The sequence below is a fragment of the Streptomyces sp. NPDC051684 genome (genome assembly GCF_044453445.1).
Taxonomy (GTDB): domain Bacteria; phylum Actinomycetota; class Actinomycetes; order Streptomycetales; family Streptomycetaceae; genus Streptomyces.
Window position 1 is genome coordinate 4,692 of the sequence record NZ_JBITCS010000036.1, and the last position, 12,841, is coordinate 17,532.

13 protein-coding genes are annotated in these 12,841 nt (G+C 71.7%); 5 read left to right on the top strand and 8 right to left on the bottom strand.

Annotated features, from left to right (window positions below):
- Positions 1-117 precede the first annotated feature (117 nt).
- The 7 genes from ACIA8D_RS33035 to ACIA8D_RS33065 all read right to left on the bottom strand — a co-directional run bounded on the left by ACIA8D_RS33035 (position 118) and on the right by ACIA8D_RS33065 (position 6,236).
- Positions 118-1,464, bottom strand: coding sequence for an MFS transporter (locus ACIA8D_RS33035; protein WP_399237874.1), 1,347 nt, complete (start codon positions 1,462-1,464; stop codon positions 118-120).
- A gap of 64 nt (positions 1,465-1,528) precedes the next feature.
- Positions 1,529-2,482: a catechol 2,3-dioxygenase gene (locus ACIA8D_RS33040; RefSeq protein ID WP_399237875.1), complete on the bottom strand. Its 954-nt coding sequence runs from the start codon at positions 2,480-2,482 to the stop codon at positions 1,529-1,531.
- The gene (locus ACIA8D_RS33045) at positions 2,479-3,534 is read right to left on the bottom strand and encodes a PrpF domain-containing protein (protein ID WP_399237876.1); all 1,056 of its coding nucleotides are present in this window, start codon (positions 3,532-3,534) and stop codon (positions 2,479-2,481) included. Before ACIA8D_RS33045 ends, ACIA8D_RS33040 begins: the two co-directional genes overlap by 4 nt.
- Positions 3,531-4,226, bottom strand: a complete 696-nt coding sequence (locus tag ACIA8D_RS33050) for a 4-carboxy-4-hydroxy-2-oxoadipate aldolase/oxaloacetate decarboxylase (RefSeq protein WP_399237877.1) — start codon at positions 4,224-4,226, stop codon at positions 3,531-3,533. Before ACIA8D_RS33050 ends, ACIA8D_RS33045 begins: the two co-directional genes overlap by 4 nt.
- Complete coding sequence (locus ACIA8D_RS33055) at positions 4,226-4,978, bottom strand: PIG-L deacetylase family protein (RefSeq protein WP_399237878.1); 753 nt, start codon at positions 4,976-4,978, stop codon at positions 4,226-4,228. Before ACIA8D_RS33055 ends, ACIA8D_RS33050 begins: the two co-directional genes overlap by 1 nt.
- Positions 4,979-5,024: 46 nt before the next feature.
- The gene (locus tag ACIA8D_RS33060) at positions 5,025-5,678 is read right to left on the bottom strand and encodes a GntR family transcriptional regulator (RefSeq protein ID WP_399237879.1); all 654 of its coding nucleotides are present in this window, start codon (positions 5,676-5,678) and stop codon (positions 5,025-5,027) included.
- A gap of 123 nt (positions 5,679-5,801) precedes the next feature.
- Complete coding sequence (locus ACIA8D_RS33065) at positions 5,802-6,236, bottom strand: MarR family winged helix-turn-helix transcriptional regulator (protein WP_399237880.1); 435 nt, start codon at positions 6,234-6,236, stop codon at positions 5,802-5,804.
- Positions 6,237-6,354: 118 nt separating this feature from the next.
- Between ACIA8D_RS33065 and ACIA8D_RS33070 the strand changes: the two genes are divergently transcribed.
- From ACIA8D_RS33070 to ACIA8D_RS33080, 3 genes are all read left to right on the top strand, one after another.
- Complete coding sequence (locus ACIA8D_RS33070; RefSeq protein WP_399237881.1) at positions 6,355-6,912, top strand: quercetin 2,3-dioxygenase; 558 nt, start codon at positions 6,355-6,357, stop codon at positions 6,910-6,912.
- Entirely contained in the window at positions 6,909-7,781 is an 873-nt protein-coding gene (locus tag ACIA8D_RS33075) for an alpha/beta hydrolase fold domain-containing protein (RefSeq protein ID WP_399237882.1), read from the top strand. Before ACIA8D_RS33070 ends, ACIA8D_RS33075 begins: the two co-directional genes overlap by 4 nt.
- 70 nt (positions 7,782-7,851) lie before the next feature.
- Positions 7,852-9,009 (top strand): alpha-hydroxy-acid oxidizing protein, encoded by a 1,158-nt coding sequence (locus ACIA8D_RS33080; RefSeq protein ID WP_399237883.1) that lies wholly within the window; start codon positions 7,852-7,854, stop codon positions 9,007-9,009.
- On the opposite strand, the gene ACIA8D_RS33085 is transcribed toward ACIA8D_RS33080, so the two are convergent.
- Positions 8,989-9,798 carry an N-formylglutamate amidohydrolase gene (locus ACIA8D_RS33085; RefSeq protein WP_399237884.1) on the bottom strand — a complete coding sequence of 270 codons (810 nt, stop codon included), beginning with the start codon at positions 9,796-9,798 and terminating at the stop codon, positions 8,989-8,991. The genes ACIA8D_RS33080 and ACIA8D_RS33085 overlap by 21 nt on opposite strands.
- A 128-nt stretch (positions 9,799-9,926) precedes the next feature.
- Between ACIA8D_RS33085 and ACIA8D_RS33090 the strand changes: the two genes are divergently transcribed.
- Both ACIA8D_RS33090 and ACIA8D_RS33095 read left to right on the top strand, forming a co-directional pair.
- Positions 9,927-11,942 (top strand): CocE/NonD family hydrolase, encoded by a 2,016-nt coding sequence (locus tag ACIA8D_RS33090; protein ID WP_399237885.1) that lies wholly within the window; start codon positions 9,927-9,929, stop codon positions 11,940-11,942.
- Between the two features lie 2 nt (positions 11,943-11,944).
- The gene (locus ACIA8D_RS33095) at positions 11,945-12,841 is read left to right on the top strand and encodes a glycine betaine ABC transporter substrate-binding protein (RefSeq protein ID WP_399237886.1); all 897 of its coding nucleotides are present in this window, start codon (positions 11,945-11,947) and stop codon (positions 12,839-12,841) included.

The following is a 12,841-nucleotide window of genomic DNA, read 5'->3' on the forward strand; positions in this document are numbered from 1 at the left end:
GTTCGCGGGTGTCGCGGGGGGGTCTGGGGAAAAAACACCCCGTCGCGCCTGGGTTGTGGGCGCCCGGGGGGCCCGCCCCCTGGGGGGGGCCGGGCCACCGTGGCGTACGGGCCGGGATCAACCGGCCAGCGCCGGCGCCCCCTTCCGGTCCCCGTTCCCCTGCTTCGCCCCGGCCCTGATCGTGAGCGCGGCCAGCGCCATCATCACGGCGCCGAACACCGCGGCCACGGCGAACATCGAGAAGCCCAGGTCCGCGTGGCCCGCCGCGAGCAGTTGGCCGCCCATCCACGGGCCGAAGACGGCACCGAAGCGGCCCATGCCGGAGACCCAGCTGAGCGCGGTCGGCCGGTCCTCCTCGATGTGGTGCGAGCCCACCGTCGCGTACACCATGGTCTGGCCGCTGAACAGGAGCAGCCCGGCGAGGAAGACCACGCAGTACAGCAGCCCCACCGACATGTGCACGCCCATGAGGTAGACGAAGACCGCGGTCAGCGCGAACCAGATGATGACGATGCGGCGTGGGCCGACGAGGTCGGCGAGGCGGCCCGCGACCAGCATGCCGACGATGCCGCCGACGTTGAGGAACGTCGAGAAGAGCAGCGAGTCGCCGGTCTCGTAGCCGAGGTCGCCCATGATCTTCGGCAGCCACTGCCCGACCCCGTAGACGAGGAGCAGTCCGGCGAACGAGGTCAACCAGAAGCACAACGTCGTCAGCCACTGGCGGCCCCGGAAGAGGGCCTTGATGCTCGCCAGCCGGTCGGCCGCGTGCCCCTTGGGTTCGGGCAGCTCGATGCCGTACGTGCCCGCGAGCGCCTGCGCGTCCGTGGTGCGGCCGCGGGTGAGGAGGTTGGTCGGCGACTCGGGGAGCCACTTCAGCGCCAGCGGGAGGAAGATCAGCGCCGGTATCGCGCCCACCAGGAACGCCGAGCGCCAGCCGAAGTCGTCGATCAGCCACAGCGCGAGCAGCGGCGCGACGGCGCCTCCGGTCTGGTGGGCGGTCATGATGATGCCCGTCGCGAGCGCCTTGCGGGCGCCGCTGGTGAACTCCATGCCGTACGAGATGGCGATCGGCAGCAGCGCGCCGAGGCCGAAGCCGCACACCAGCCGGAAGAAGCCGAACACCCCGGCGCTCTGGGCGAGTCCGCAGCCGACGGTGGCGATGGTGAACACGACGACCGACGTGAACACGGTCTTGCGGCGGCCCACCCAGTTGCTGACGGTGCCGGAGAGGATCGTGCCGATCAGCATGCCGAAGGTGGTGTAGCTGCCGATGTCACCCGCGGTGGCGTCGGTCAGGCCGAGCGCCTTCGAGCCGAGCATGTGCGGCAGCGCGGAGCCGTAGATGAAGGTGTCGATGCCGTCGATGAACACCAGCGCCCAGCACAGGGCGATGACGACGGCGCGGCGACCGGGGAGGGAAGCGGCGGCGTTTTCGGGCAGGGGGGAGCGGTAACGCGAGGACATCTTTGTTCCTCTCGTGCGGGCAGTCCGGCCGGGCCGGAGGTGATGGTGGTGGAAACCCCTGGGGTCAGGGCTCGATCGGCGGGGTGCCGTGGGTGTGGAAGGACTCGATGGTCTTCAGGCCCCAGGCCTGGCCCTTCTTGCGCTCCTCCTCGGTCCACGTAATGAGCGGCCAGTCCGGGGCGAGGATCAGGCGGGTGAGCGGGTTGCACAGCTCGATGCGGTTGCCGCCGGGCTCGTAGACGTAGAGGAAGAACGTCTGCTGGATGGCGTGCTTGTGCGGGCCCGTCTCGATGAACACGCCGTTGTCGATGGCGAGGTCGGCGGCGCGCAGGATGTCCTCGCGGTTGTCGGTGGCGAAGGCGATGTGGTGCAGGCGGCCGTTGGCGCCCGTCCAGTCCTCCGTGTAGACGACGTCGTAGGACTTGTTGGTGAAGGTGAGCCAGCGCGCGGCGATGCGGCCGGTGTCGAGGCGGATCTGTTCGGTGGGCCGAGCGCCCAGGATCCGCTGCTGGAACTCGGCGTTGGCGAGGACGTCGGAGGCCAGGAAGTTGATGTGGTCGAGGCGGCGCACGCCCACGCCCCGGTTGGGCTTGGCCTGCGGCTGGTTCTTCAGCGCCGGCTTCAGCACGTCGGGCGCCCGGTAGTGCTCGCTCTCCCAGTACAAGGCGTGCTCGTGGCCGTCCGGGTCGGTGGTCACGTAGAGCTTGCCGATGCCGGGCTCGTCCTCGACCCAGTGGCCGGTGCCGCCGTGGTCCTCGACGGACTTCACGCGGCGTTGGAGGGCCTCCTCGCTGGAGGTGCGCAGCGCGATCCGGCCCAGGCCCGGCTGTTCGCGGGCGGTGAGGACCAGGCTGTGGTGCTCGTAGTCGTCGAAGGTGCGCAGGTGGACGGTGTCGCCGTCCTGGCCGCAGACGGTCAGGCCCATGAAGTCCGTGAAGAAGCCGACGCTGGCGTCCAGGTCCGGGGTGAACAGCTGGGCGTGGCCGATGTGCGCGATGTCGCCGAGGGGCGGAGTCATCGGGGACCTCCAGGGGTGTGTGCGGGGCGCGGGAAGACCGTGCCGTCGAAGAGGGTGCGGGCCGTGCGGACGACGGCGGTGCGCTCGGCGACCGGCTGTCCGTCCGGGCCGCCGGTGAGGCTGCTTTCGATGTCGGTGAAGCCTGTGGGGTGCTCGATGCGCAACCGGTCGCCTCCAGTTGAGAGTTGGGCGATGCCGTCCGCCACGCCTCCCTCGACGCGCAGGCCCGCGGCGACACTCGCCGCGCCGAGCACACCGATGGCCGTGTGGCAGCGCACGGGGATGAACGTACGGGTGGTGACCGCACCGCCGTCGCGCGGCGGGGCGAGCAGGGTGAGCTTGGGCACGGTGGTGTCCGTGACGTCGCCGAACCCCATCAGCTCCCCTGCCGCGAGCCGGATGTCGTAAAGCTGTGCCGCCAGCTCGGCGTTCGACTCCAGTGCCTCCGGGTCCTCGTACCCGGTGACCTTCAGGGAATCGGCGGGGATCAGGACGACCGGCATGCCGTTGTCGACGCAGGTCACCTCGATGCCGGCGACGATGTCGCGGGAGTGACCGGTGGGCAGCAACGCGCCGTCGCCCGGCGGGAATTCGGCGGCCACGGTCACCGGCGCGCCGGACACCCGGCGTTCCGGCGTGGGGAAGGTGACGGTGGCCCGGTCGCCCGAGTTCACCATGCGGATGCGGACCGAGGTCTCGCCGTCCGCCGCGGGCACCAGTCCGCGCTCGACCGCGAACGGGCCGATCCCGGCGAGGATGTTGCCGCAGTTCTGACGGTCCGACACCACCGGTTCGTCGACGTTCACTTGGAGGAAGAGGTAGTCGACGTCGGCGGCCGGGTCCTGCGAGGTGCTGACGATCGCGACCTTGCTGGTCAGCGGGTGGGCGCCGCCGATGCCGTCGGTCTGGCGCGGGTCCGGGCTGCCCATCACCCGCAGCAGCAGGTCGTCGCGGGCGGCCGGTTCGGCGGGCAGGTCGTCGGCGAGGAAGTAGGCACCTTTGGAGGTGCCGCCGCGCATCAGCATGCAGCGCAGCCCCTCGGTCCCGGTCACGAGGTGTGCTCCTCGTACGTGCGGTACTCGACGCCGAGCCGCTTGATCGTGTCGCGCAACCCGTAGCGGTCCAGGCCCAGTTGGCCCTCAAGGAAGGCGGCGCGGGTCGCGGCCTCCTTCTCCTCGCGGGCCCGCGACCTCTCGGCGGCCTCGGCGGCGCGCTCGCGCGGCACGACCACGACACCGTCGTCGTCGGCGACGATGACATCACCGGGCCGGACGGTCTCGCCGCCGATGACGACGGGGACGTTGACACTGCCGCCGGTCGCCTTCACGGTGCCCTGCGCGGACACCGCGGCGGACCAGGCGTGGAAGCCCATCGCGCGCAGCTCGGCCGTGTCCCGGATGCCGGCATTGGTGACGATGCCGCGCACGCCGCGCCGCTGCAGCGCGGTCGCGAACAGCTCGCCGAACATGCCGTCCGTGGACGGCGAGGTGGTGGTGACGACAAGGATGTCGCCCTCCCCGCACTGCTCGACGGCCGCGTGGATCATGAGGTTGTCACCGGGCCAGGACAGGACGGTGACGGCGGTGCCGCCGATGCGGGTGTCCTGCTGGTTGGGGCGCAGATGGTGGCCGAGCAGGCCGGTGCGGCCCAGCGCCTCGTGGACGGTGGCGACACCGAAGCCGGACAGTGCCTCGACGTCCTCGGGCTCGGCCTTGGGCGGGCCGGTGACGATGACGCCGGGCATCAGGCGAGCTCCTTCGCGATCTGCGGGTAGGGGCGCATGTACGCCTCGGCCATGGTCGTGTGGGCGAGGCCCAGGTTGGGCCCGGCGTTGCGCTTGAGCTGCACACCCCTGCGTACGGCCAGGTCGGTGTAGTAGTCCCACAGGTGCTGCTGGGCACCCAGGCACTCCATGGCCGCTCGCTTGGTGTCCCAGACCTCGGTGATGTCGAGGAGGACCTCGGGCCTGAAGCCACTCATCTCGGGCTGGTGCGGCTCGAAGTAGAAGACGGGCGGGGCCCCGATGATCTCGCCGCCGCCGGGGTAGCCGATGGCCTGCGCGAGGACGCGGGCCTGCAGGGCCATGCGGTTGGCGGCCGGGTGGTCGCCGTTGTACGGGTCCTCGACGGGGTGCGTGAGGACGACGTCCGGCTGAGTGTCGCGGTAGACGGTGACGAGCTGGTCCGTCAGCTCGGCGGTCTCGACGAGCGGGTAGTCACCGGCGTCGAAGAAACGGACCTCGGCGCCGAGGGTGCCGGCGGCGCGCTCGGCCTCGTCGCGGCGCATCGCCTTGATCTCGTCGAGCTTCCTGCCCTCCCGCCAGGCCTTGGCGGACTCGCCGCGCTCCCCGAACGTCAGGCACGCGATGGTCACCTTCTCGCCGCGGGCGGCGGCGAGTGCGATGGCGCCGCCGGCCCGCCACACGAAGTCCCCTGCGTGCGCGGTGACCACCAGGGTCGATCGTGGCGGGGTGGCGGGCGCGTGGCCGTTGGTCATGCTGCATCTCCTTGGTGACAGGTGTGCGCCCGCCTCCGATGCAGCGTCAGTCGGCGCGCAACACGTCGATCACACTTCGGAGGTGGGCGCGGACGGCCGTCTCGGCCGCCTGCGGGTCCCTGGCCCTGATCGCCTCGATCATGGCCAGGTGTTCACCCAGGGACTGCTGCGAGCGCCCCGGCCGCAGCGCCAACTGGAAGCGGTGACGCACCAGTTGGGCGTTGAGCCGCTCCAGGAGCCCTACGGCCGTCTGCTGGCCGGAGATGTCGCGGATGCGGGCGTGCAGCTCGTGGTTGAGGTCGGAGTAGGTGAGCGGGTCACCGTTCTCGACCGCCTTGGACATGGCGTCCCCGAGCCCGGTGAGCTCGTCGAGCTGCGCGTCGGTGGCCTCCTCCGCCGCCTTGGCCGCGCACAGCCCTTCGAGCGCCATGCGGCACTCGGTGATCTCCACGGCCTCCTCGACCGTGACGACCCGGACCCGCGAGCCGCGGTTGCGGATCCGCTCGACCAGGCCTTCGGCGGCCAGTTCGAGCAGTGCCGCGCGGATGCTCGCCCGCGTGACGTCGTACTGCTCGGCGAGTTCGTTCTCCACCAGCCGCTGGGCCGGTGACATCTCGCCGCGCAGAATCGCGTTGCGCAGTTGATCGAGCGCGTACTGCTTGGCCTGCTCCCCGGAGCCCGGACGGGCTTCCTCCGGCATGTGCCCTCCCTGAGTGAGTGCGTGTCGACGCTAAATCTAGGCGAACGAAATTGTCAACGATTTCGTTCACACCATTCGACAGGCGGCATCACAAGCAGCACCACAGGCGACATCGCAGGCACCTCACTCGCCGGCCGGGGCTCCCCACGACACCTCGAGCGCCGCACGCAGCGCATCCAGTGCCGGTTCACCGATGCGCTCCGCCAGTCGCGCCTCGAGCCCGTCCAGCGCGCGCCGTGCCCTGTCGTGGGCGCGGCGACCCTCCGCGGTGCGGCGCACCAGCCGCTGTCGGGCCGACGCCGGATCGGGCGCCTGCTCGAGCAGTCCGCCCTCGACCAGCGCCCGCACCGCCTGGTGGACGGTCTGCCGGGTGACCCCCATCCGGCGGGCCAGCTCGGAGACGGTGGTGCCGTTCGCGTCGAGCATCGCGAAGAGCTGTACCTGGGTGGGCGATACCGGCGCCACACCCTGTGCCTCCAGCGCCGCGAGCAGCCCGTCCTCGAACCAGCGGCGGGCGTCGCCCAGGAGCTGCGGCAGATCACGTCGGGGCTCGCTCATCGCTTCTTCGTCCTCCCGGATGCCTCGGCACGGACCCTTGCCCGTCGACCGCTCCACATGTCAGGCTACCTGACATCAATCGTCAGGCACCCTGACACGACAGTGGGGACCAACCACCATGACCATGGAGTTCGCGACGCGCTATCGCAGCGCCTCCCGCATACCGGCCGACCCGTCGAAGCCGTACGTGATCGAGAAGGGCGAGGGCGACCGCGCCCACCTCTTCGGCGATCTGGTCACCGTCTACGCGGGCGGCGAGCAGACCGACAACACCTTCAACTTCTTCACCGTCGAGGGCCCGAAGGGCGACATCATCCCGGCGCACGTGCACGCGGACACCCACGAGGTGTTCTACGTGACGCAGGGCGCGGTCCGGCTCTTCGCCGAGGACCCCGAGGGCGAGCAGCTGGAGCGGCTGCTCACCCCGGGCGACTTCGGTTTCGTGCCGAAGAACTGCGCGCACGCCTACCGCATGGAGCGGCACCACTCGCAGGTCGTCGGCGTCGCCGCGGGCCCCGGCGGCACGTTCGAGCGCTTCTTCGAGACGCTGGGCACGCCGGTGGAGGACATGGGCCTGCCCGCCCGGCCGTTCGTGCCCGAGCCGGGCAAGTTCGGCACGGTGCCGCAGGAGTACGACGTGCGCTTCCTGCCCGACCACCAGTGGCGGACCGCGTGACGCCGGGCGAGCTGCGCGCGCTCATCTCCGCCCCGCACCCGGACGTCGCGCCGCTGCCCCGGGCGACGTCGTACGCGGCGGGCGTGCGGGCGCTGCGCGGTGTCCCGTACGCGGACGTGGCCGGCGCCCGCCCGCTGGAACTCGACCTGTGGCTTCCTACGTCGGCGAGCCCCGCCCCGCTGGTGCTGTTCGTGCACGGCGGAGCGTGGCGGCGCGGCCGGCGTGACGACATGGGTGTGCGGACGCGGGAGTGGACTCCCGGTCCGTTCGAGCGGCTCGCGGCGGCGGGCCTGGCCGTGGCCTGCGTGGATTACCGGCTGAGCGGCGAGGCGGCGTTCCCGGCGCCGCTGGAGGACCTGCGGTCGGCGCTGCGCTGGCTGGGGCTGCGCGCGGCGGAGCTGGGCATCGACCCCGAACGCACCGTCGTGTGGGGCGAGTCGGCGGGCGGCCATCTGGCGTCGCTGCTCGCGCTCACGCACGACGGGCCGCGGCTCGCGGGGGCCGTCGTCTGGTACGGCCCGGCGGATCTGACGGTGACACGCGCCCCGTTCGACCCGGCGGACCCGGCCACGCCCGAGGCGCTGCTGCTGGGCGGCGCGCCCGCGTCACTGCCGGAACTGGCCGCCGCGGCAAGCCCGTTGAAGCAGGTCACCTCGGACGCGCCGCCCTTCCTCGTCGTGCACGGCGAGGCCGACTCGATGGTGCCGTGCTCGCACGGCCGCGATCTGGCGGACGCGCTGCGGGCCGCGGGGGTGCCGGTCGAACTGCGGACCGTGCCGGGCGCCGACCACGGCTGGCACGGCGCGGCCGACGCCGAGGTCCGGCGGATCTTCGCCGCGTCCCTGGACTTCGTACGGCAGCACACCTGACCACCCCTTTGCCCCGCGCCCGTGACCTGGCAGATTGGTGTGCCCCTGCCCCCTGGTGAAGAGGTGCGTGATGAGCCCGCAGTTCGGCGACTACCAATTCGAGATCTACCTCGACGGACTGCGGGGCGTCACGCCCACGCAGCCGATGGACTACGCCGCCCTCGAACAACGAGCCCAGGCGGCGCTCTCCCCCTCCGTGTGGTCCTACGTCGCCGGGGGCGCGGGCGACGAGCACACGCAGCGCGCCAATGTGCGCGCCTTCGAGCGGTACGGGCTCGTGCCCCGGATGATGGTCGGCGCCACGCAGCGGGACATGTCCGTGGACCTGTTCGGGACGCGGCTCGCCTCGCCGCTGTTCATGGCGCCGGTCGGTGTGATCGGACTGTGCGCGCAGGACGGGCACGGTGACCTGGCGACGGCGCGGGCCGCGGCGCGCACCGGCGTGCCCATGGTGGCCTCCACGCTGACGGTCGACCCGATGGAGGACGTGGCCGCGGAGTTCGGCGAGACACCAGGCTTCTTCCAGCTGTACACACCCACCGACCGGGCGCTCGCCGAGAGCCTGGTCAAGCGGGCCGAGGCGGCCGGCTACAAGGGCATCGTCGTCACGCTCGACACCTGGGTCACCGGCTGGCGCCCGCGCGACCTGTCGACGTCCAACTTCCCGCAGCTGCGCGGCCACTGCCTCGCCAACTACACCTCGGATCCGCGTTTCCAGGAGATCGCGGCGAGCACCGACCCCATGGATCTCGTCAGCTCCTGGGTCGGCCTCTTCGGCAACCCGCTCACCTGGGACGACCTGCCGTGGCTGCGCTCGCTCACCGATCTGCCGCTGATCCTCAAGGGCATCTGCCACCCCGAGGACGTGCGCCGCGCCAAGGACGGCGGCGTGGACGGCATCTACTGCTCCAACCACGGTGGCCGCCAGGCCAACGGCGGGCTGCCCGCGCTCGCCGCGCTGCCGGGGGTCGTGGAGGCGGCGGACGGCATGCCGGTCCTCTTCGACTCCGGGGTCCGCTCGGGCGCCGACATCGTCAAGGCCCTGGCGCTCGGCGCGACGGCGGTGGGCGTCGGCCGCCCGTACGCGTACGGGCTCGCGGTCGGCGGCGAGGACGGGCTTGTGCACGTGCTGCGCTCCCTGCTCGCCGAGGCCGACCTGATCATGGCGGTGGACGGCTATCCGACGCTGGCGGATCTCACGCCGGAGTCACTGGCCACGCTGGACTGAGCCGTCGCGGGCCACCGCGTCGACCAGGCGCGCGAGCGCGTCGGCGGCCCGCACCAGTCCGTCGTGCGGCGTGACCGGTTCGTCGAGGTAGTGGTCGCGGCGCAGTTCCAGCATCAGGGCGCTCACCCGGGGCTCCTTGCCGTAGTGCTCCAGAGGGACGTACGCGCCCGCGAACGGCGTGTTCTCCGCCGTGTCGCCGTACGCGGCGAAGGCCTCGCGTGCCGCGGCGAGGAGGGTGTCAGGTGTGTGGAACGGGTCGGTGCCCAGGCAGACTTCTGGCCGCGGGTCCGTGCCGTGCAGTTCGTAGGGCAGGGCGCGGCTCGGGTAGGAGTGGACGTCGACAACGACCGCCCGGCCGGTCGCGGCCAGGCGGTCGGCCACGGCCCGTGTCATGGCCCGCGCGTACGGGTGGAAGTACGTGTCCAGCAGGGCGTCCTCGTCCGCCGGGGGTTCGGGGCGCAGTGGCTCGCGGTGTGTGGTGCGGGTGTAGACCGCGCCCATGCCGACGGCCCGCATCTCCTCGCGTTCGTCGGGGAACCGCTCCGGGTCGACGACCAGGCGCGAGCACTCGTTGACGAACCTCCAGGGCGTGAGCGACGCGGCCCGTGCGGCGCGTTCCGCGACGACCTCGGTGTGCGCGTCGGTGATGAGGTCCAGCTCGCGGTCGAGGGCCGCGCCGTGGAGCAGCAGCCCGTCGCGGACGTGTGCCGGGATCAGGCGCGAGGAGTGCGGTACGTGCAGGAGGACCGGGGAGGACGGGTCGCCGGGGAGCAGCCGGTACGTTTCCATGGCCCCCACTCTCCCACCCCGTCCACTTTCTGGGACACGTGGTTTCGAGGTGTGGGCGCGGGGTAGGGAGCCCGCCGCTGCTACTGAATGGTCAGTGAGTAGCTGGAGCGCGACAGGAGTACCTCACCTTGCCCGAAGCACCTTCAGAACTCGTGCGTCATCTGTGGATTCCGCTCGCCGACGGAACACGGCTCGCCGCCCGCGTCTGGCTCCCGGAGGGCGCGGCCCGCCCGGCGCCCGCAATCCTCGAGTACATCCCGTACCGCAAGAACGACGGGACCGCCGACCGCGACAACAGCCTGCACGCCCGCTTCGCCGCGTCCGGCTACGCCGCCGTCCGCGTCGACCTGCGCGGCAGCGGCGACTCGGACGGGCTGATGCTCGACGAGTACGCGCAGCAGGAGCTGGACGACGGCGTCGAGGTCATCGCGTGGCTCGCCGAACAGGAGTGGTGCGACGGCACCGTCGGCATGATCGGCAAGTCGTGGGGCGGCTTCAACGGCCTGCAGATCGCGGCCCTGCGCCCGCCGGCCCTGAAGGCGATCGTGACGGTCTGCTCGACGGACGACCGCTACGCCGACGACGTGCACTACACGGGCGGTTCACTGATCGCCTCCGAGATGCTGCCGTGGGCGTCGACGATGCTCGCCTACAACGCGCGGCCCGCCGACCCGGCCGTCGTCGGCGACGACTGGCGCGAGCGGTGGCTGAAGCGGATGGCCGACACCCCCGTGTACGTGGAGGGGTGGCTGCGGCACCAGACCCGCGACGCCTTCTGGAAACACGGCTCGGTGTGCGAGGACTTCTCAGCGATCCAGGCTCCGGTGCTCGCGGTGGGCGGCTGGTACGACCCGTACTGCGGCGCCGTGCTGCGACTCCTGGAAGGCATCGACAACGCTCCCGTGCGCGCCCTGGTCGGGCCGTGGGCGCACACGTACCCGCACCAGGCGGCGCCCGGACCCGCGATCGACTTCCACGGTGAAGTGGTGCGCTGGTTCGACCAGTTCCTGCGCGGCAAGGACGCCGGGGCCCTGGAGGACCCGGCGCTGCGCGCGTGGCTGCCCGAGTGGGCGGCGCCCGGCGGCGACCGGGAGCAGCGGCCCGGCCGGTGGGTGGCCGAGCAGCGGTGGCCCTCGGAGCGCATCGAGCGGCAGGAGTTCGCGCTGGCCGGCGAGTCGGCGGGCGAGGCCGTCGGGCACGACCCGCTGCGTTTTCGCGAGGCACACCTCGACAGCACGCGGGTGCTCGGCACGGCGGGCGGCAGCTGGCTCCAGTTCGGTGACGCGGCCGGGCAGTTCGGCCCGCAGGGCGGCGACGACGGGCTCGCGCACTGCTTCACCACCGCGCCGCTCGACGAGCGCGCGGAGATCCTCGGCGCCCCGTCGGTGACGCTGCGGGTGAGCGCGGACCGGCCCGCGGCGCAGCTCGCTGTGCGCCTCAACGACGTGGCGCCGGACGGCAGTTCGCGGCTCGTCACGCGCGGCCTGCTCAATCTGACGCACCGCGAGGGCCACGAGGAGACGCAGCCGCTGGAGGCGGGGCAGGCCTACGACGTGACGGTGCCGCTGGTGGCGACCGCGCACGCCTTCGCGCCCGGCCACCGCATCCGCGTCGCGGTCTCGTCCTCGTACTGGCCGCTGGCCTGGCCGTCCCCCGAGCCGGTCACGGTCACCCTGCACCCCTCCCCCGCCGCGGCGCTGCACCTGCCCGTACGGCCGCCGCACGACGCGGACGCCGAGCTGCGCCCCTACGGGGAGCCGCATCCGGACCTGCCCGTCGAGCTGTCCACATCGAGCGACGGCACCTCGCGGCACATCGGGCACGACCCGGTCTCCGGCCGCACCACGGTCGAACTCGTCGTCAACGACGGCGACTTCAAGGACCACTCCGACGGGCTGTGGAAGTCCGGCGTCGCCGTCGACCGCTTCGCGCTCACCGAGGGCGACCCGAACTCTGCAGTCGTGGAGTGCGAGCGCACCGAGGAGGGCGGGCGCGGCGAGTGGCACTGGAAGGTCGTCACGCACAGCCGGATGACCTCCGACGCCGCCGCGTTCACCGTCGTCAACACCCTCACCGCCTACGAAGGGGACACCCGCGTCTTCCACCGCACGACGGACGCGGTGATTCCCCGGCAGGGAGTCTGAGCATGCGCAGACGCACGTTCCTGACCGGCTCGCTCGGTGTCGTCGCGGCAGCCGGGGTGGCCACGGCCACCGGCTCCGCGGCCGGCACCGGGCCCGTGATCACGGTCGGCTCCAAGCAGTTCACCGAGTCGTGGGTGATGGGCGAGCTGTACGCCCAGATCCTGCGCGAGCGCGGATTCGATGTCGTCCTCAAGTCCAACGTCGGCAGCGCCGACCTCATCGACCGGGCGCTGCGCAACGGGCAGATCGACCTGTACCCCGAGTACACGGGCGTCATCCTGCAGACGTTCGCGATGCCCGAGCACATGCCGACGACGGCGCGCGGCACGTACGAGGCGGCGAAGAAGTTCGAGGCGGGACGCGGCATCTCACTGCTGCCGCCGACCCCGTTCCAGAACCGCAACGCCGTCGCCGTGCGCACCGCGGACGCCCGCAAGCACGGCCTCAAGACCGTCGGCGACCTGAAGAAGCTGGGGAAGATCTCGTACGCCGAGTACCCCGACAACATCACGGGCCCGCTCGGCTTCGACGCCATCGTCAAGGCGTACGACCTGCACGACATGAAGGTGCGGCCGCTCAACATCGGCCTGCAGTACCCGGCGCTGAAGAACGGGGACGTGGACGCGGCCGACGTGTTCACCACCGACCCGCAGCTGCGCCGCTACGACTTCACCATCCTCGACGACGACCAGGCCATCTTCGGGTTCCAGAACGTCTCCCCCGTGGTGCGCACGTCCCTCGTCGAGAAGTACGGCGAGCGGCTCACCGAACCGCTGAACGCCGTCGACGAACTGCTCACGGAGGAAGCCATGCAGGCCCTGAACGAGGCCGCCGCCATGATGCGGCTGAGCCCGGCGAAGGTCGCCGACCGGTTCCTGAGAGCGAACAAGTTGATATGA